Below are 19,852 nucleotides of genomic sequence, written 5' to 3'. Positions count from 1 at the left end.
ATCACCACTAATGCGAATGGCCGGGAACTGCCGCACCGCGACAGCCAACCAAAAAATCAAAATCGCAGCCTTCATCGGCCTGCATTACATGCTCGATGTAGAGCTGCAAATAGCCGCCGGATTTTTTCTGGATTTTTTGCGCGCGCAATTGCTCGAGGCGTGCGTGCAACTCGGCATCGCTTACTTCCAATTCGAGTGAGCCTGAAAGGGCATCCAGCGAAATCCAGTCACCATCCTCTACTGCCGCGAGCGGGCCGAATTCTTGTGTTTCAGGCGTTACGTGCAACACAACAGTTCCAAACGCAGTGCCGCTCATGCGCGCGTCGGAAATGCGCACCATGTCGGTTACACCTTGTTTTAGCAGTTTAGGCGGTAAACCCATATTGCCCACTTCCGGCATTCCAGGGTAACCCTTGGGGCCGCAATTTTTTAATACCAGAACGCTATTGGCATCCACATCGAGTGCGTCATCCATAATGCGCTCTTTGTAGTGATCAAAATTTTCAAACACTACTGCGCGCCCGCGATGCTGCATTAAATGGGGCGATGCGGCACTGGGTTTTAACACCGCGCCGCGCGGTGCAAGGTTGCCGCGCAAAATACAAATGCCGCCGCTGGTGCAGAGTGGATTCTCCAGCGGGCGAATCACTTCATCGTTATAGCAGGGCGCTTGCGCATTGTTTTCCCACAATGTTTTTCCATTTGCAGTTAAACAATCTTTATTAATTAAATTGGCATCACCCAAACGTTTTAATACCGCGGGTAAGCCACCGGCGTAATAAAAATCTTCCATCAAAAACTCGCCGGACGGCTGTAAATTTACCAGCGTAGGAATTTGGTGGCCGTGGCTTTGCCAATCGTCGAGTGAGAGCGGAATATCCAAACGCGCGGCCATTGCTTTTAAATGGATAACGGCGTTGGTTGATCCGCCGATTGCCGCAGTGGTGCGAATTGCATTAATAATGCTGTCGCGGGTGAGTAATTGGGATATGCATAAATCTTGCTGCACCATTTCGACGATGCGCATGCCTGAGCAATAGGCGAGCGTTTTGCGGCGCGAATCCACAGCGGGAATGGCGGCGTTTTGCGGCAGCGATAAACCGAGCGATTCCACAATGCAGGCCATAGTTGATGCAGTGCCCATAGTGTTACAGGTGCCGGTGGAGCGCGACATATCGGCTTCCGCATCCATAAATTCCTGCAGCGAAATATTGCCGGCTTTGTAGTCTTCGCTCATACGCCACACTAGTGTGCCTGAGCCGACATCTTTGCCTTTGTGTTTGCCGTTAAGCATTGGCCCGCCGGTGACGACAATTGTGGGCAAGTCGCAACTGGCGGCGCCCATCACTAATGCGGGCGTGGTTTTATCGCAGCCGACCAATAAGACGACGCCATCGATAGGGTTGCCGCGAATCGATTCTTCTACATCCATCGCCGCCAAATTGCGTGTCAGCATGGCGCTGGGGCGCAGATTGGATTCGCCGTTGGAAAATACCGGAAATTCGACCGGTACTCCGCCTGCTTCCAAAATGCCGCGGCGCACGCTTTCGGCGAGTTCACGAAAGTGGCTATTGCAGGGAGTGAGTTCGGACCAGGTATTGCAGATGCCGATAATCGGCTTGCCTTGAAAATGATGCTCTGGAATACCTTGGTTCTTCATCCAGCTGCGATACATAAAACCGTTTTTGTCTTGGATGCCAAACCACTGGGCGCTGCGCAGCGGCTTTGTCGTTGAATTTTTTGTCTTATTATCTTGGTTCATACAGGGCTGCTACATCTTATTAAGCCACAGCTATGGCAGGATCAGCTCTAACCTTGTCCCAGTCAGGGCGTAATTATTATTAAAGTCATACAATATAAGAGTCGTTTAGGGTGCGGCAATCCTCATTACGCAGGTTTACTTACGAGCTGCTAGCCTGAATTTAGGAGCTACTAGCCTGAATTACCGAGGCTAACAAAACTTTTCGCGAGGAATGCTTGATTAAATTGTATTATAATATCAAGATAAATCAACCCCTCAGCTTTTGGTTAGTTGGCGAGGGTGATTTCTGTTAATCAGCATCCTGCAGCGGGATGCACAATAAAAAGAGATGATCAGTATGCGTTCACTACTTCCGTCTTTGGCTGTCGCCTTAGCAGCCTCTTGCAGTTCTCTGGCGCAAGCCGCCAACCCAATCTTCACCGATGTGTTCACCGCCGACCCAGCCGCTATGGTTTATGACGGCAAGGTGTACCTTTATGCTGGTCACGATGAGGCCAAAGACAATACCAAGTTTTTTGAAATGCATGACTGGTTGGTCTTCTCTTCGGACGATATGGTCAATTGGGAAGCGCACGGCCCGCGCTTGCATGTGAAGGATTTTAAATGGGCGAAAGGCGATGCCTGGGCGAGCCAGATCATTGAAAAAGACGGCAAGTTCTACTGGTATATCACCGCGCGCCACAACGACACCAAGCCAGGTTTTGCAATTGGCGTAGCGGTGGGCGATAGCCCGCTCGGCCCATTTAAGGATGCGCGTGGCACTGCGCTTATCACTAACGATATGACCACCGATACCAAACAGGATTGGGATGATATCGACCCTTCCGTGTTTATCGATGATGACGGTCAGGCCTATCTGTTCTGGGGTAATACCAAGGCTTACTACGCCAAGCTCAAGCCCAATATGATCGAGCTGGATGGCCCGATTGTACCGATCAAAACCCTGCCGGAATTTACTGAGGCGATCTGGGTACATAAATATAAAGACAACTACTATTTGTCTTTCGCGATGGGCTTCCCCGAGAAGATCGGCTATGCCATGAGCAAGAACATCACTGGCCCTTGGGAATATAAAGGCATCCTCAATGAAGTGGCGGGTAATACACCAACCAACCATCAGGCGATTATCGAATTCAATAACAAGCACTACTTTATTTATCACACTGGCGCGGGTCGCCCGGATGGTGGTCAATATCGACGTTCAGTGAGCATCGATGAACTGTTTTATAACCCGGATGGCACCATCAAGCGCATCATTATGACCAGTGAAGGCGTTACGGCTAACAAAGCGCCAGCTGCTGCGGATAAGAAGGCTAAATAAGCCTGTGAAATAGTCCAAAACTATCCCCTGACAACAATTAAACCGATTGACAGGGGATAGGCTTGTTGAGATTATATTGTCATACAATATTAATATCGTCTGGTGAGGCAATATTAATAAAATAACAATGAGTTTCGGTTCAGTTTTTATTTATAGGTGATTTCATGTCTTCTTATGCCTTGGGGCTGGATTACGGTTCTGACTCAGTCAGAGCCTTGTTGGTAGATGCCCTGACCGGTCAGGAAGTGGCAAGCAATGTGGTCTATTACCCACGTTGGAAAAAAGGTTTGTTTTGCATTCCGGCGAAAGATCAATTCCGTCAGCACCCGCTGGATTATCTGGAAAGTCTTGAACAGGTTGTACAAGGTCTGTGGAAGCTGGCACCCGCTGGCGCGGCCGACAAAGTTGTCGGTATCAGTTTCGATACCACTGGCTCAACCCCCGTTGCAGTAGACAGCGAAGGTGTTGCGCTCGCGCTCAAACCCGAGTTCGCCGAAAACCCCAATGCGATGTTTGTATTGTGGAAAGACCACACTGCAATTAAAGAAGCACAAGAAATTACTGCGGCTGCTAACAATGCATCCGAAAACTATTTGAAGTACGAAGGCGGGATCTACTCGTCTGAATGGTTCTGGGCCAAAACCCTGCACGTATTGCGTGAAGACGCTGCCGTCGCCAAAGCCGCTTACCTCTGGGTAGAGCACTGCGATTGGATGTCAGCGGTTTTGACCGACACAACTCACCCAAGCAAATTGCGCATGGGTCGCTGCGCCACTGGCCACAAACTCATGTGGCACGAAAGCTGGGGTGGTTATCCACCGAATGATTTCTTTGTCGGAATCGATCCTTTATTAAATGGCCTGCGCGATCGCTTACCAGCAGAGACGTTTACCTCTGATCAAGTCTGTGGCGGTTTGACTGCCAAGTGGGCTGACAAGCTCGGCGTACCGGTAAATACTCCAGTAGGTTTCAGTGCCTTTGACTGCCATATGGGCGCAGTTGCCGCACAAGTAAAACCCGGTGTGCTTACCAAAATTATGGGCACCTCTACTTGCGACATTACCGTTGCCAGTTATGAAGATATTGGCGAGAAATGTATCGCCGGTATTTGCGGCCAAGTTGATGGCTCGGTATTGCCCGGATTTGTTGGTCTGGAAGCAGGGCAGTCTGCATTTGGCGATTTGTATGCATGGTTTAAAAATCTGGTTAATTGGCCAATGGCTAATTTGCTCGCTTCATCTGAATTGTTGGACGAAGCCACCAAGCAAAAATTAGCGCAAGAAATTGAAGACAAAACCATCGTTGCGTTAAGCAAAGCCGCAAGCGCATTGCCACTGGCTGATGCAAACATCACTGCGCTGGATTGGGTAAATGGTCGCCGTACTCCTGATGCTGACCAAACTGTTTCTATGGCGATTGCCGGATTAAAAATGGGCAGCGATGCACCGCAAATTTTCCGCGCTCTGGTTGAAGCTACTGCCTTTGGTGCGCGTGCAATTATCGAGCGCTTCAAGAGCGAAGGCGTTGCGGTGAATTCGGTTGTTGCGATTGGCGGTATCTCGAAAAAATCTGACTTCGTAATGCAAACCTGTGCGGATGCTTGGAACTGCCCAATCGAAGTATTGGAAAGCGAGCAGAGTTGTGCGCTGGGTGCAGCGATTTTTGCGGCGGTTTGTGGTGGTGTTTATCCAACCGTTGCCGATGCACAAAAAGTGATGGCATCACGCACCTGCAAAACCTATACGCCTAATGCTGAAGCGGCTGCAATTTACGACAAGCGTTATCAGCAGTATCAAGCTCTCGGCCGCTTCGTCGATGGAGGTAAAGCCTAATGAGCTACACCGAATTAAAACGCGAAGTGTTCGAAGCCAATATGGAATTAAACCGCCGTAATCTGGTGGTTTATACCTGGGGCAATGTATCGCAAATTGATCGCACAAAAGGTGTGATCGCGATTAAGCCGAGCGGCGTCGCTTATGAAGTCATGACGCCGGACGATATCGTGATTGTGGATTTGGAAAACAAAATCGTCGAGGGGAAAATGCGCCCGTCTTCCGATACCAAAACCCATACGCATTTGTATCGCCACTTCGATTCAATTGGTGGTGTTACTCACACTCACTCCACCTATGCCACTGCTTGGGCGCAAACCCAGCAGGCAATTCCTTGCTATGGCACCACCCATGCGGATTACGCCTACGGCGAAATTCCTTGCACCGCGGTGATGACCGACGAGCAAATCGAGCGCGATTACGAAGAAGAAACCGGTGTGCAAATTACCGATTGCTTTAAAGATCGCAGCCCGAAAGAAGTACCTATGGTGATCGTTGCCGGTCACGCGCCTTTTACCTGGGGTAAAAACGGTGCGGATGCGGTTTATCACGCAGTAATTTTGGAAGAAATTGCGCGCATGGCTTATCTGACTAAAACCCTGCAGCCAAATACGGCAGCGTTAAAGCAGGGCATTGTGGATAAGCACTATTTGCGCAAACACGGTAAAAACGCCTATTACGGTCAAAAGTAAGTTATTTGTTATTCGAATGTGTGGGATGCAAGGATTGGCTAATTCATTTTGCGACGCGCCGTGAATACGTCCATGTAGGCTCGACTGCTGCATCCATGCAGCAGACGGTCGCCAAATGAACCAGCCAATCCTCGCTCAAAGAGAATGTACTTTGGATCGGGCCGCGCAGGCTTAAATATCCAAATAATTGAAAGAAATTTTTCTGAGGAAAACAACATGAAAATCTACGGCGATAAAGAAGTCTGGTTGGTTACCGGCTCACAAGATTTGTATGGTCCAGGCGTATTGAAACAAGTCGCCGAGAACAGCCAAAAAATTGCAGCTGGTTTAACTGAATCTGCCAACATTTCTATCAAGATAGTTGCGCAACCTACCGTTAAATCACCTAAAGAAATTTTGGCAGTAGCGCAAGCAGCTAACAGCAATCCTAACTGTGTTGGTTTGATTCTGTGGATGCACACTTTCTCTCCAGCCAAAATGTGGATTGCTGGTTTGAGCGCACTGAGCAAGCCTTACATGCATTTGCACACCCAGTTCAACGCTGAGCTGCCGTTTGCTGACATCAACATGCACTTTATGAACTTGAACCAATCTGCACACGGCGACCGCGAATTTGGTCACGTGAGCACACGTTTGCGTCAAGAGCGCAAAGTGGTTGTTGGTCACTGGGCTACTGAATCTGTACAAAAGCAAATCGATAGCTGGTGCCGCGTGGCAATGGGTTGGTATGCAAGCCAAAACCTGAAAGTAGCGCGCTTTGGCGACAACATGCGTCAAGTAGCAGTAACTGATGGCGATAAGGTTGCAGCGCAAATTAAATTTGGTTACGAAGTTCACGCTTACGGTTTGGGCGATCTGCAAAAAGTGGTTGATGCAGTGACCGATGCAGAAGTTGCGGCGCAAATCGAAATCTACAAAAAAGAATACGATGTAAACCCAGGTATTTTTGATGACGAACATCAATACCAAATGCTGAAAAACGAAGCGCGTTTGGAACTGGGCATGCTGAAGTTTTTGACCGACGGCGAGTTTGGTGCATTTACCAACTGCTTCGAAAACCTGACTGGTTTGACCAATCTTCCTGGCCTTGCAACCCAACGTTTGATGGCTGCTGGTTTTGGTTACGGCGGTGAAGGCGATTGGAAAACTGCCGCTATGGTTCACATCTGTAAAGTGATGTCTAAAGGCCGCGTTGGTGGTTCATCCTTTATGGAAGATTACACCTATCACTTCGGTGCAGTTGACCAAGTATTGGGTGCGCACATGTTGGAAGTTTGTCCTTCTATCGCTGCTGCAAAACCAAAACTGGAAGTTCACTTGCACACCATCGGTTGCCGCAACGACATCGCGCGTTTGATTTTCACCGGTAAAGCGGGTCCAGCGCTGTGTATTTCTTTGATCGATATCGGTACTCGTTTCCGTGTGATCATCAACGAAGTAGACACCGTTAACCCACCACAAGAATTGCCTAACTTGCCAGTGGCAAAAGCATTGTGGGAGCCACGTCCTAACCTCGAAATTTCTGCTGCTGCATGGATTCAAGCCGGTGGTGCACACCACAGTGCTTACACCCAAGGTGTGACTGCAGATGAGATCGTAGACTACGCTGAAATGGCGGGTGTTGAAGCGGTTGTAATCGGTGAAGACACCACCGTGCGTGCATTCAAAACCGAATTGCGCCACAACGCTGCTTACTATCACTTGAAAGATGGTGTTTAAGTAGTAACGCCAAGTATTAAGGAGCGCAATTTATTGCGCTCCTTAATACAAAGTGTGCTCTAATTTCTGCCTTAAACGGCAAACAAGAGAGCAAAAGATGTACGACCATTACGATGCACTGATTTTTGACATGGACGGCACACTGGTTGATAGCGGCCAGTTACATGAATTCGCATGGACGGAAACACTGAACAAATACGGTATTCCGATTGATCGCCCATTAATGCGTTCTCTCGCCGGTGTACCCACCAAAGGCACCATTGAAATCCTGCTGGAAAAATTCAACATCAAAGTTACCGCAAGCCTTGATGAAATGAATGATTTTAAAGAGCAGGTTGTGCACGAGAATATGCACAAATACGTGAAGCCAACCGCGTTGATGGAAGTGGCGCAGCGTTACCACGGCATTAAACCAATGGCTGTTGGTACCGGTGCTTATACGCAAGAAGCTGAATCGATTTTAAAAATTTGCGGATTGGATAAGTACGTCAGCGCCGTTGTTGGTGCAGACCAAGTAGAAAATCCAAAACCCGCACCGGATACATTTTTGCGCTGCGCAGAACTATTGGGTGTAGACCCAACCAAGTGCGTAGTGTTTGAAGATTCAAAACTCGGCCTGCAAGCAGCAGCGAGTGCAGGCATGGCGGGAATCGATGTATTACTGGTTCACGCGATAGAAAATGATTACTACCTCTAATGCGCAGTAATTAGAAACAAATAACCGAATCTACGCAGAGAGAGCGGTGAGAGATAAAGGAAGCGGCATTTACTCATTGTGTAATGCCGCTTTTTTTACACACAAAGAATTAAAAATACGAGGCACAATAATAATGCAGTCACAGAAATTAAGCATTGTCGAAAAAGTCGGATTTGGTGCAGGTGATATGGCGATTAACGTCATGGTTGCTGCCCTGTTTTACTTTATGTCGTTTTACTATACCGACGTTTTCGGCCTTGATCCGGTTGATATGGGCGTATTGTTTTTGGTTGCCCGTTTTGTTGATGCGTTTACTGATCCGCTTATGGGTGTTATTACCGATCGTGTAAAAACGCGTTGGGGTAATTTCCGTCACTGGTTTTTGTATTTATCGATTCCCTACGGCTTCTCAATCGTTCTGCTATTCACTACGCCCGACTTCAGCTACAACATGAAGCTCGTCTGGGCCTATGCTACGTATTTATTTGCAACGCTGATGTTCACCGGCGTAGCAATTCCTTATATCTCTTACATTGGCGTGTTAACTGCTGACCCACAAGAGCGTTTGTCAGCCAATGGCTACCGCATGTTTTTTGCAAAAATCGCCAATGTTGCGATTGTGTTTTCGGTACCGTTACTGGCGACTGCCTGGGGTGGCGACAACATCGGCAAAGGTTATCAATTGGCGATGGGATTGGTATCGGCCTGTGGCGTGATCTTGATGTTATTTTGTTTTGCCACTACCCGCGAACGCATTGAGCACCGCGTTGAACAACAAAGTGTATTAACCCAGCTGAAAGTATTATTGAAAAACGATCAATGGTTATTGTTATGTGCGGCTTGTGTATTGGGTACATTGGGTTACGCCATTCGCGGTAGCGTAGCACTCTATTACGCCAAGTATTTTTTAGGTGATGAACAACTCGCTGGTTATTTTGCCAGTTCGGGAATTGTTGCCTCTATTGCTGCGATGGTGGCCAGTACCTGGATTACCAAGCGCTATTGCAAAATTAAATTATTTCGCTTTTCACAAATTGCCGTATTGATCATTTCGGTAGTGATGTATTTTGCTGTTCAGCCGGGCGATGTAGTACTTGCGTTTGCGCTTTATATTTTGTTGTCGTTTGTGGTTGATCTGCACGCGCCGGTGTTTTGGTCGGCAATTGCTGAAGCAGTTGACTACGGTGAGATTAAAGACGGCGTGCGCGCGTCGGGTTTGTCTTTTGGCGGTATTTCCTTTTGCCAGAAAGCTGGCGGTGGTTTAGCAGGATTGGCTGGCGGTTTATTGCTTGCGTACTTCAATTACGTGCCGAACGAAGTACAGACGCCCGAAACCCTGCACGGCTTGGCATTGATGCTCACTATCATTCCTGGCGTCTTTCATGCGCTGTTAGGATTCATCCTGTTTAAATATAAGATTTCAGACAGTTACTATCGCACCATGATCGATGAAAAACGCGTTGATCATTAATAAATATGAATAACGTAGGTTGGTGGTGAGGAACGAACCCCAACATGTCCATCTTGCACCGACTGCCGTAAGCCGGAATGTATATTTAATCGGGTTTTGGTTTGTGCGGTTACATGGTCGTGTTGGGGTTCGCAAGCTCACCGCCAACTTACGGTTAAATTAAAGAAAGTTTGGAGAAAAATTGTGAGCGAATTATTAAAGCCATTAATCCCGCAGCGTGCAGATCCATTCGTGTACAAACACACCGATGGCTACTACTACTTCACTGCATCTGTACCGAAATACGATCGTATTGAATTGCGTCGCGCAAAAACGATTGCAGAGTTGGCCACAGCGCCGACCGTAGATGCTTGGCACAAGCCGGATACCGGCCCTTACAGCGAACTGGTGTGGGCACCGGAAATTCATTTCAACAAAGATCCATCCTCCGGCGAATACGCGTGGTATGTTTATTTCGCCGCAGCGCCAAGCCGCGAAATTAAATTCGATCTGTTCCAGCACCGCATGTACGCGATTCGCAATAAAAACGCGAATCCGCTTGAAGGCGAGTGGGAATTTATGGGGCAAGTGGATTCGGGTATCGACACTTTCTGTTTGGATGCAACTACCTTTACCCACAAAGATGTTCTCTACTATGTGTGGGCGCAGAAAGACGTAGCCATTCGCGGCAACTCCAATATTTATATCGCGCCTATGAAAACTCCGTGGGAATTGGCGAGTGAACCAGTGATGCTCACCAAACCAGAATTTGAGTGGGAAATTCGCGGCTTCTGGGTGAACGAAGGCCCATCCATTGTAAAACGCAATGGCAAAATCTTTTTGAGTTACTCCGCAAGCGCGACCGATGAAAATTACGCGATGGGCTTACTGTGGATTGATGAAAATGCTGACGTATTAAATCCGGCTAATTGGACTAAAGCGCAAGAGCCAGTGCTCTGCTCGGATATTCCTAACAAAATCTTCGGTCCCGGCCACAACAGCTTCACCTACGCAGAAGATGGCGATACCGTGATGCTGGTTTACCATGCGCGCACCTACACCGAAATCGAAGGCGACCCGCTGTGGAACCCTGATCGCCACACTTTTGTAAAACCGCTGCGCTGGAATGATCAAGGTATGCCGGTGTTTGGTAAGCCGTCGATGATCGATTAATTAATCTCAATGATTAAATAATGTCTGCGGCTGATTAATTTTTACTAAAGAATTTTTCGCCATTAGTGATTTACAAAATCCACTCACTCCTGACCGATGAGTGGATTTTTTTATTTCCGAAATTCGGCAAGGCTATCGGTAAAGTTTGTGTTATTGGCGCCGATAAAAAATGGAGTAGGTAGATGGTTGTCTGCGGGAAGTGCAGCACAGCGCCTGATCTACTCACTGATTACAAAAAATGAGCGCCTAAAAATCGGCGGCGATTGTTTTTTGTGCTTGTTTCTTTTTTTGGATGACAGGATTTCGTCGCGAAATGCGGTTTTTATTCCGTATTTTTCGGAAAGTGGCGCAAAAACGGTTTTTTATTCTAAAAAAGAAATAAAAAAAGAGGCGGAAATAATCTGCTCTGCTAATCTTACGGGCAAACTGTGACCACTATCACATTTGCATACATCCATTATTTGTGAACCCAACTGAGGTAGAAGTGAATAATTTATCACTTAAATGGAAGATTCTATTTAGCGTAACCCTGACCTGTATCGCCGCTGTAGTGGTGACTACATTGGTAACCGCGCGCGCCGGTATTGCAACGGCGGAAAAGGCAATTATTGAAGATACCCGCACCTTGGCGCAGGTATTGGGCGAGGCCAGTATTGGCGCCATGACCTTTGATGACTCGGCGACTGTCAGCTCATCGCTGGGTGCTTTGCGTGTAAGCCCGCGCATTTTGAGTGCGGTGGTGTACAACAACAAAACCCCGTTTGCCTGGTATGAAAAAAATACCGATTCCAAAGCCGTGCCGCGCGAGTTGTCTGGTAGCCCGCGCGCAACGGGTATCGAAGCCAAAGGCAATATGTTGACGATCACCGAGGCGATTAAATCTGACGGCGCCACTATTGGTGCAATCAGCATGCATGTTGATATGACCGAGATCGATGAGATTGCGACAGACGCTTTTTACTCGGGCTTGATATTGGTTGTGGTCATCAGCGTGATTGCGGCGTCGCTCGCCTACGCAGTGCAGGCAAGTATTGTGCGCCCGGTAAGCAATGTAGTGACGGCGCTGCGCGATATTGCGCAGGGTGAAGGCGATTTGACTCGCCGCTTGCCGGTGGCTGGAACGGATGAAGTTTCCGAGTTGTCGCGCTGCTTTAACCAATTTGTTGAGCGCTTGCAGTCGATTATCGCCAGCGTAGCGCAGACGGCACGCGAGGTGAGTGACAGCGCGGTGAATCTGTCGCAAATGTCGCGCGATACCGAGCGTGAAATTCGCACCCAGCAAAATGAAATCGAACACATCGTAGGTGCCGTAAAAGAGATGGCCGGTGTGGTTCAGGACGTAACCGTGAGTGTGACCGAAACTGCGGATAAGTCATCGCAAGCCGATGGCGCTGCGGCGTCCGGTAAAAACTTGGTAGTGAACACCATGGGGCAGATCACGCACTTGTCAGGCGATATTAAAACCGCCGCCGATGTAATTGATCGCCTGCGCAAAGAAACGGTAAGTATTGGTTCGGTGTTGGATGTAATTCGCGGCATTGCCGAGCAAACCAATTTGCTTGCACTGAATGCGGCCATTGAAGCGGCGCGCGCTGGTGAACAGGGGCGTGGTTTTGCGGTAGTTGCGGATGAAGTGCGCACACTGGCATCCAAAACCCAAAGCTCCACCACTGAAATTCGCGAGATGATCGAGCGTTTGCAATCTGGTTCGCACGAAGCGGTAGAAATGATGGCGGCGGGAACCAATCAGGCAAATGCGGCAGTAACCCAAGCCAATGACGCGAGCCACGCGCTGGAACGCATCACCGAAATCGTCAGTGTGATCCGCGATAGAACCAATCAAATTGCGGCAGCATCCGAGCAGCAAAGCGCGGCCACGCGTCAGATTGAAAGCAATATCGATCGCATTTCATCGGTTGCTACTCACACTGCAGAAAGCTCCAGCCGTATCACCAGCAGCACAGGTAACTTGGCGGAAATGGCTGGGCGTATGGCGGAGTTGGTGGGGCGTTTTAGAGTTTAGTTTTTGATGGATTTAGAGTGAACGAGTTAAGGATTAGCGCGTTTAATTTTCGACTGTTATTGGTCGCTTAGGTTGTTTTTAAACAGATTTTAATTGGGCTAGGTTCTTAATTTTGAAAAGAGGAAATTCTATGAAAGCGTTTGTTGTAGCGGGTGTATTTGCTGCCTCATGTGTTGTCTCATCTCTGGCTGCTGCTGGCTGTGATAAGCCTGCCGCTAAACCGGAAATTCCAGATGCTGCTACCGTTGTAACCGCGCAAATGGTAAAGGCAAACAACGACGTAAAAGCTTACGTAAAAGCAGTACAGGATTATGTTGGTTGTGCCGGTCTGTCGCGCTCTGAAGAAAAGAAAGAGATAGATGAACTGCAAAAGTTCGCCGAGGATTTCAACGTTGTAGTGCGTGCATATAAGGCGCGTTCAGCGGGTTAATCCCCTCAGTTTTTACCTTTCAGCTACTGCTTTAAAAACCCGCCTAGTGCGGGTTTTTTTTTGACGTAAATCTCATTTGCTACTTTTCTACACGTGTATTGCCACGCCTTTCGTTTCGCCCGTAAAAAACTTTACCTAGGTGAACTTGTATGACAATATTAAGCGATCATAATATTGTATGACATAACTATAAATTTACGTTCTGGTTCCAAATGGTAGTGGGTGAGAGAGCTGCTATCTGTTCTTGCAACTGCTACACCAAATTAATAAGAAATAACTACACGAGAGGTGCATCTAAATGAAGCTAACACGTATAGCATTAGCCGTTAGCGGCGTGCTGGCATTGGCCAGTTGCGGCGGCGGTGGTGGCGGTGAGAAAACCTATTCCACAACGCCTGCGTCCCCTGAACCGGTTTACGCTAAACCAAGCATGTCTAGCGATATTCCCATGACCGACGAAGGTGCTGTGGCATTTGCGGACATCGGCGTACATGACCCATCGGTGGTAAAAGCGGGCAGTGATTACTACATTTTTGGCTCGCATCTGGCTGCGGCTAAATCATCAGATTTGATTAACTGGGAATATGTTTCGGTACTTTCAGGTAACGGGTCGGTAGATGAAAGCCCGCTGTTTAATACCTATTCCACTGAAATAGCTGAAGGTATCGCCTGGACTGATGGTTACAAGGGTAACTGGGCGGCCGATGTTATTCAGGCGCCTAACGGCAAATACTGGTTCTACTACAACCACTGCGCACAAACCGAAGCGGACAATGGCGGTTGCTGGAACCGTTCGTATCTTGGTTTGGCCGAGGCAGACTCGGTTGAAGGCCCTTACGTAAACAAGGGTGTGTTCCTGCGCAGCGGTTATCGCACAGAGGCTGAGTTCACCAGCTATCCACTCGATAACGGTCAAACTACCTGGAATGGTGCGGTTGATCCTAACGTGATCGATCCAGCTGCTTTCTTTGATAAGAACGGCGGCCTGTGGATGGTCTACGGCTCTTACTCTGGCGGTATTTTTGTGCTGGAAATGGATACCACCACTGGTAAGCCTAAAGCCGGTCAAGGTTATGGCAAGCGTCTGTTAGGTGGCGACTTCCGCGCTATCGAAGGTGCGTTTGTGATGTACAGCCCGGTAGCTGATTACTACTACTTGTTCTACTCAGTGGCTGGTTTTGCTGCTAACGATGGCTACAACATTCGTATCGCGCGCTCCAAAAATCCGAATGGCCCTTACCTTGATCCAGCGGGTGTTGATATCGCCACAACTGGCGGTTTGGAAATCGGCGGCAAACTGCTTGGCGGTTTTGAGTTCACTGAAACTCTGGGCGAGGCTGATCCATCCTGGGGCTACCAATCACCCGGTCACAACTCAGCTATCTATGATGCAGCGACCAAGCGCCACCTGTTGGTAACTCACACTCGTTTCCCTACATCGGCAACAGCTTATCCAACCGTTCCTGAAGCTCACGCGGTGCGCACCCACGAAATGTTCGTGAACAACGAAGGCTGGCTGGTGGTATCACCTGAGCGCTATGTTCCATTGGCGGGCGACAACGTGGTTGATGTTGCTGAAGTTCCCGGTCACTACAAGTTCGTGAACCAAGGTACAGGTGTTAACAAGGCGGCGATCAAATCCGGTTATGTCACCCTGCATAGCAACCGCACTGTGAGCGGTAGCGATAAGGGCACCTGGACCATTCAGGGCGATAACTCTATCAAGCTGACGCTGGATTCCGATACCTACTTTGGTGTGCTCAAGTGGCAGTGGGATAACGGTCTGAAGAAGTTGGTGCCGGTGTTTACTGCTATGTCGCGCAAAGGTGCCAGCGTGTTTGGTACTCGTACTGATGCGATTGCTGATACCGCTGCGGCGCTGAATACAGTTAGTGAAGCTTTGGATGTTAAATCCGAGCTAACGCTTGCGGATGAAGGCTATTCATTGCCAACCGTTGGTAAGAGCGGTACCCAAATTAGTTGGGATAGCAGCAACGAGTACTTCATTGACTCAGCTGGCAATCTGTTTATTCCTACCCCGGATCTGGGCGACCAAAACGTTACCTTGACTGCAAACATGGAGTTGGATGGTCAAACCTTTAGCAAAGCATTTAACGTAACGGTAAAAGCGCGTCCTGAGTTCAAAAATGCAATTGCGCACTACACCTTTGAAAATGTGATGACTGACTCCATGGGTAACCTGGCAGCAGCCAAAACAACCGATAACAATCTGGTAAATGTGGATGTTGGCGCACCAACTTATACAACAGGTTATGCCGGCCAAGGTTACGACTTTAACGGTGCTAACGGTGTTCGTCTGCCGGACGACATTATTAAGTCGAGCGATTACACCGTTGCGTTCTGGGTCAATGCGGAATCGTTGACTGACCATACACCTGCTTTCTTCGGTGCTACTGATGTTGATCACTGGTTTAGCTATATCCCCGGCAAAGCCTGGTTCACGTCAGCACAATTGATCTGGAGTAACTATCTCGGCAACTGGAATCAGGTTGTGGCTGCAACTAGTGCGCCCGTCAATCAATGGCAGCACGTAGCAATTACCTACACCGGCGGCATGATGAATATGTATATCAATGGCGCACTGGCTGGTTCCATGCCGCGTGACGACATCTTCACTCCGAATAACGGCGGTTTGTTTGCGCTGGGTGTGAACTTCGGTTGGGACTTGCCGTTTGTAGGCCAAATCGATGAACTCATCGTCTACGACTACGCACTGAGTTCACTGGACATCAACGGCGCTGCCATCAACAACCTGACCGATCCATCACAGTTCGCCGGTTTCGTAAAAGACGCGCTGGAGCTGGGTGATATGTCAGCGGTGCGCGAGAACTTTGAGCTGGTTCGTGTAGGTCCGTTTGTCTCTGGTATCAGCTGGACTTCAAGTGATGAAAAATACTTGAAACCAACCAATGGCACTGCGGTAGTCAACCAGCCAACAGCAGATGAAGGCGACAAGACCATCACCTTGACTGCGCATATCAAGTATCAGGATTTCACTGACACTAAAGACTTTGAAGTAACGATTAAGTCTCTGGCACCAGCGGAATACAGCTTTGAAGGCGACTTGAGTTCAGTGAATGCTGTTGCAGCAGCGGGTACCGTGACTGGTGACCGTATGAATAACACTGGCGGTGCAGTGAGCTACGTTGAAGGTATTAAAGGTTCGGCGCTGAATCTGGATGGCACCTCGGGTGTACGTCTGCCAGACAATCTGATCACCACCAACAGCTACACCATCTCTATGTGGTTAAAACCAACCGCCTTTACCGATTACACCACTGCCTTCTTCGGCGGTGCTAACGGTAACTACTGGTTGAGTCTGGTTCCCTCTATGGCTGGCACTGCAAAAACCCGCGTATGGGCAAATGGTCCGTCGTTCTACGACAACGCTGAATTGGCGAATCGCATCCCAGTGGGTCAGTGGTCGCACATCGTGATCATGGTTGACGGTGAAAATAACAACACCATCAAGCTCTACGTAAATGGCGCATTGCAGTTGGAATCACCTGACTTCCGCCGCGTGATGACTGTAGCAGGCGATACCAATGAATTCGCACTGGGTGTGAACTACTGGGATACCCCGTTCAACGGCGCTATCGACGAGTTGAAAGTGTTCACCGGCACTATCAGCGCAGAAAAGATTAACTCGCTCTATCAGGAAGGTGCTGCGCAATAAGTGCGGCTCAAAGCAGGGGGGAGTAATCCCCCCAATCAACCCTTTCTGGTTGTGTTAATGCCTAAAACATTAACTCAAGGCTAATAACAATATTGGAGTTTATTATGTTTAAGAAAACCGCATTGGCGAGTGCGATGCTGGCAGCCATGACTGCACAAATCGCGAGCGCCCAAGAACAAGATGCACCAGCTCAAGAGGGGCAGGTTGAAGAAGTTGTGGTAACCGGTATTCGCGCGAGTTTATCTAAAGCGCTGGATATTAAGCGCGATAGCAGTCAGATAGTTGAGGCGATTGTTGCCGAAGATATCGGCAAGTTCCCTGACAACAACGTGATCGAAGCGCTGCAGCGCATGACTGGCGTACAAGTTACCGGTCGCGGCGCAGGTGAGGCGAGCACCATATCTATTCGTGGTTTAACTGACGTACACACTACTGTGAATGGCCGCGATGTTTACACAGGTATCGGTCGCGCCATCGCACTGCAAGATATTCCCGCTAGTTTGCTCGCTGGTGTGACTGTCTATAAAACCCGTACTGCTGATCAGGTAGAGCGCGGTATTGCCGGTTCGATTGATGTAAAAACCAATCGCCCATTTGATTTTACTGATTCAAAAGTAGTGCTGGCTGCGCGCGGTATCTATGCCGATCAGCCAGATGAAATTGATCCTAACGTCAGTGCTTTGTTTAGCAACCGCTGGGAGCTGGAAGGTGGTGGCGAGTTTGGTGCTTTGCTGAACATCTCTTTCGCGGAAACACATTACCGCGATGACACTATGACAGCGGGTGCAGTATTTCCCTTCTTTAATAGTAATCCGCACCCTGATTATTCCGCTTACGAAATGATCCCCAGTACACGCAACAATACTCGTTTATGGGAGCCGGGGTTGGAGATGGGCCTGCCCAATGGCGCGGGTTCTACCCTTGCTATTGACGGCACCGACTATGAATATCTGCTGATGCGCGATGCGATCTTTGGTACATCCTACACCGGTGTGCGCGAGCGTCCGGCGGCGAGTGTGTCTTTGCAATGGGCACCGAATGATGAGTTGGAGCTGTTGGGTGAAGTTTTCTACACCGGCTATCGCAATGAATCACAAAATGCCATGTGGTTCAGCAATACCTTTGAGCATCAATTCGGCAATATCGATATTCCCACCATCTATGAAGGCACTAATGTTGTTAAAGAGCATCAGGGTTGGAGCAATGGTGGTTTCCAAAGTGGTGACTATGCAACCGGTAAAACCGACAGCTACTTATACGCGCTGGGTGCCAAGTGGACACCGAGTGACAATGTGACCGTGAAATCCGAGTTGTTGTATCAAGACAGTGAGTACAGCAATGAATTTTTTGCGATGCGTTTCGAACGCACCGCTTACGGCATCAATGTTGATTACAACGATCGCGATGGCGTACCTTCCATTGAATTTATTGATAACCCTGCGACCGGTGTTGATGAATCCGATATGGCGGCAGTTGAAAACTGGAACGCATCCGGCATGTGGGATAACGGTGGGCGTGATCTTGGCGATTCTGTTTCGTTCACGACCGATGTTGAGTGGGAGCTGGACAACAGCTTTATCCAAACCATCAAAGCTGGTGGTCGTTACGAAGAGCGTAACGCTCAACAATTTGGTCGCGGTCAGGAATCCTGGGATACCGGCGGCAGAACCGTGAGTGAGTTGATGACCGCGCTGGTCAACGCTGGTGCTTCGGGTGATGGTTCAGGCTTGGTCTTTACCGTAAATGACTACTTCCAAGGCCGTGCAGATACCTTTGACAGTTTTATCACTGCCGATGGTAGCTACCTGTTAAATAATGCGGGTGCAGTGCGTACCGTTTACGGGCTTGAGTCGGAGTCGCTGGTGAAAACATTGGAGGTTGTTGAAGAGTCTGCTGCACTCTATGCAACGGCTAAATATACATTGGGCGATAGCATTTCCGGTGATATTGGTGTGCGCTATGTGGATTACACCCAATCGATCAAGGCTTGGTCAGAAACTGGGGTGAACACGAATATTTATGATTATGCTACCGGTGAAGGCAAGGCTGATAAGGTACTACCAAGTCTGTCGTTGAACTGGAATATCACCGATGATCTGGTCGGTCGTGCGGCCTATACCCAAACCTTGCGTATGCCTAATTTTGCTGATTTGAACCCATTGCAATATTTCCAGGATCCTTTGACGGAAGGTTCTGGCAGTTATGGCACAGCGAACGGTGGTAACCCTGATCTTAAGCCGACTGAATCAGCTAACTATGACTTGTCTTTGGAGTGGTATTTCGCCAAGGATAGCTCTTTGTATGGCGCCGTATTTAAGCGCGAAATTGAGGGGGCGGTGATCCCTGGCAGAATGGTGGTTAATCGTCCGAATCAAAATGGTAATCCGCAGGATTACGTGTTGAGCGTACCCGCTAACGCGGCCGATGGTGAGTTGTCGGGCGTAGAAGTTGGTTTGGTTTACTTCCCGGATAATCTGCCGCAGGTATTGGATGGTTTGGGGGTACAGGCGAGCTATACCGCACTGGACTCATCCCAGCAGACACCTGTTTATGATAATACTGATGGAAGCGTCGCTGGTTATGTAGAGACCAAAATGGCAGGTGTATCTGACTCGTCCTACAGCGTGGTGCTGGCTTACGATAAAGATATCTTCGATGCGCGTTTGTCCTACACCTGGCGTGAAAAGTTCTACTATGCCAATGAAGCGGCAATCTTTGCTAACCCAATTCAGTTCTGGAGCCGTCCAGAGCAAAGCTTGGACTTACAGGTTAGTTGGGATGTAACAGATGATCTTATGCTGACTTTCGACGCGACCAACCTGTTGGATGATGTTTACCAAAGCTATTACGGTGAAGGTAACCAAAATCTGTACAACTTTGGCAGTGGCGTTTACTCCAAGACTTTCGCCTTGGGTGCGCGTTACCAGTTCTAAGCGGCAAAAAAACAGGCAAGACATTATTGTCTTGTCTGATGTTTCACCCAAAGCCCCGGCTTATGCAGCCGGGGCTTTTCATTTTTGGGGTGGCTATTTCCGATTATGTTTAATCACGCGCCG

The 19,852-nt window shown here is 48.7% G+C and carries 13 protein-coding genes; 12 read left to right on the top strand and 1 reads right to left on the bottom strand.

Translation table 11 applies throughout. From position 1 onward, the window contains the following. Positions 1-7: 7 nt before the first annotated feature. On the bottom strand, positions 8-1,762 hold the full coding sequence (locus tag SPL68_RS14975; protein WP_323815978.1) for an IlvD/Edd family dehydratase: 1,755 nt from the start codon (positions 1,760-1,762) through the stop codon (positions 8-10). 337 nt (positions 1,763-2,099) lie between these two features. Between SPL68_RS14975 and SPL68_RS14970 the strand changes: the two genes are divergently transcribed. From SPL68_RS14970 to SPL68_RS14915, 12 genes are all read left to right on the top strand, one after another. Beyond that, positions 2,100-3,083: a glycoside hydrolase family 43 protein gene (locus SPL68_RS14970; protein WP_323815977.1), complete on the top strand. Its 984-nt coding sequence runs from the start codon at positions 2,100-2,102 to the stop codon at positions 3,081-3,083. Positions 3,084-3,247: 164 nt separating this feature from the next. Continuing rightward, the gene (locus SPL68_RS14965; protein ID WP_323815976.1) at positions 3,248-4,915 is read left to right on the top strand and encodes a ribulokinase; all 1,668 of its coding nucleotides are present in this window, start codon (positions 3,248-3,250) and stop codon (positions 4,913-4,915) included. After that, complete coding sequence (locus SPL68_RS14960) at positions 4,915-5,607, top strand: L-ribulose-5-phosphate 4-epimerase (protein ID WP_323815975.1); 693 nt, start codon at positions 4,915-4,917, stop codon at positions 5,605-5,607. Before SPL68_RS14965 ends, SPL68_RS14960 begins: the two co-directional genes overlap by 1 nt. 216 nt (positions 5,608-5,823) lie before the next feature. Then, a complete protein-coding gene (araA, locus tag SPL68_RS14955; protein ID WP_323815974.1) occupies positions 5,824-7,326 on the top strand; it encodes an L-arabinose isomerase in 1,503 nt (500 codons plus the stop codon). A 97-nt stretch (positions 7,327-7,423) separates the two neighbouring features. Continuing rightward, positions 7,424-8,023 carry a beta-phosphoglucomutase family hydrolase gene (locus SPL68_RS14950; RefSeq protein WP_323815973.1) on the top strand — a complete coding sequence of 200 codons (600 nt, stop codon included), beginning with the start codon at positions 7,424-7,426 and terminating at the stop codon, positions 8,021-8,023. 133 nt (positions 8,024-8,156) lie between these two features. Next, positions 8,157-9,494, top strand: a complete 1,338-nt coding sequence (locus tag SPL68_RS14945) for an MFS transporter (protein WP_323815972.1) — start codon at positions 8,157-8,159, stop codon at positions 9,492-9,494. Positions 9,495-9,677: 183 nt separating this feature from the next. Beyond that, positions 9,678-10,646 carry a glycoside hydrolase family 43 protein gene (locus tag SPL68_RS14940; RefSeq protein WP_323815971.1) on the top strand — a complete coding sequence of 323 codons (969 nt, stop codon included), beginning with the start codon at positions 9,678-9,680 and terminating at the stop codon, positions 10,644-10,646. A 147-nt stretch (positions 10,647-10,793) separates the two neighbouring features. Continuing rightward, positions 10,794-11,078, top strand: a complete 285-nt coding sequence (locus SPL68_RS14935; protein ID WP_323815970.1) for a hypothetical protein — start codon at positions 10,794-10,796, stop codon at positions 11,076-11,078. Positions 11,079-11,130: 52 nt separating this feature from the next. Next, positions 11,131-12,669, top strand: coding sequence for a methyl-accepting chemotaxis protein (locus SPL68_RS14930; protein WP_323815969.1), 1,539 nt, complete (start codon positions 11,131-11,133; stop codon positions 12,667-12,669). A gap of 130 nt (positions 12,670-12,799) precedes the next feature. Next, positions 12,800-13,099: a hypothetical protein gene (locus tag SPL68_RS14925; RefSeq protein WP_323815968.1), complete on the top strand. Its 300-nt coding sequence runs from the start codon at positions 12,800-12,802 to the stop codon at positions 13,097-13,099. Positions 13,100-13,397: 298 nt separating this feature from the next. Then, positions 13,398-16,796, top strand: a complete 3,399-nt coding sequence (locus SPL68_RS14920) for a LamG-like jellyroll fold domain-containing protein (protein WP_323815967.1) — start codon at positions 13,398-13,400, stop codon at positions 16,794-16,796. Between the two features lie 104 nt (positions 16,797-16,900). Further along, on the top strand, positions 16,901-19,729 hold the full coding sequence (locus tag SPL68_RS14915) for a TonB-dependent receptor (RefSeq protein ID WP_323815966.1): 2,829 nt from the start codon (positions 16,901-16,903) through the stop codon (positions 19,727-19,729). Positions 19,730-19,852: the final 123 nt, after the last annotated feature.

The sequence above is a fragment of the Cellvibrio chitinivorans genome, assembly GCF_035117775.1.
In the GTDB taxonomy this organism is placed as follows: Bacteria; Pseudomonadota; Gammaproteobacteria; order Pseudomonadales; family Cellvibrionaceae; genus Cellvibrio; species Cellvibrio chitinivorans.
The sequence above is the reverse complement of the archived record's forward strand: the minus strand, read 5'-3'. Positions and strand labels throughout refer to the sequence as shown.